This is a genomic window from Streptococcus infantis, assembly GCF_047460825.1.
In the GTDB taxonomy this organism is placed as follows: Bacteria; Bacillota; Bacilli; order Lactobacillales; family Streptococcaceae; genus Streptococcus; species Streptococcus infantis_V.
Genome location: NZ_JASHFO010000083.1, coordinates 1 through 599, shown reverse-complemented (window position 1 = coordinate 599; position 599 = coordinate 1). Strand labels below are relative to the sequence as shown.

Genomic DNA, 599 nt, shown 5'->3' with positions numbered 1-599 from the left:
GGCTCTATAATATTTGTAGTGGGTAAATCCCCTATGGATATTATGGAGCCTATTTTTGTGTAGAAAAAAAGTCCCATATGACCTATAATGAAAAGCGATCAAACAACTCATTAGAAAGAATCATATGGAACAATTACATTTTATCACAAAACTACTCGATATCAAAGACCCGAACATCAAAATTCTAGATATCATCAATATGGATACACACAAGGAAATCGTCGCCAAATTGGATTATGAAGCCCCATCTTGCCCTGATTGCGAAAGTCAAATGAAGAAATATGACTTTCAAAAACCGTCGAAAATTCCTTACCTCGAAACGACTGGTATGCCTACTAGAATCCTCCTTAGAAAGCGTCGTTTCAAGTGCTATCAGTGCTCGAAAATGATGGTCGCTGAGACTTCTATCGTCAAGAAGAATCATCAAATTCCTCGTATCATCAACCAAAAAATTGCGCAAAAGTTGATTGAAAAGACTTCTATGACCGATATTGCTCATCAGCTGGCCATTTCAACTTCAACTGTCATTCGCAAGTTAAATGACTTTCACTTTAAGCATGACTTTAGCCGACTTCCTGAGATTATGTCTTGGGACGAGT

Annotated in this window: 1 protein-coding gene; it reads left to right on the top strand. The window is 37.6% G+C overall.

Features of this window, described 5'->3' with window-relative positions; all coding sequences use genetic code 11:
- Window positions 1-124: 124 nt before the first annotated feature.
- The coding region (locus QM911_RS09915) for a transposase family protein (protein ID WP_414313888.1) at window positions 125-599 on the top strand (475 nt) is incomplete at its 3' end.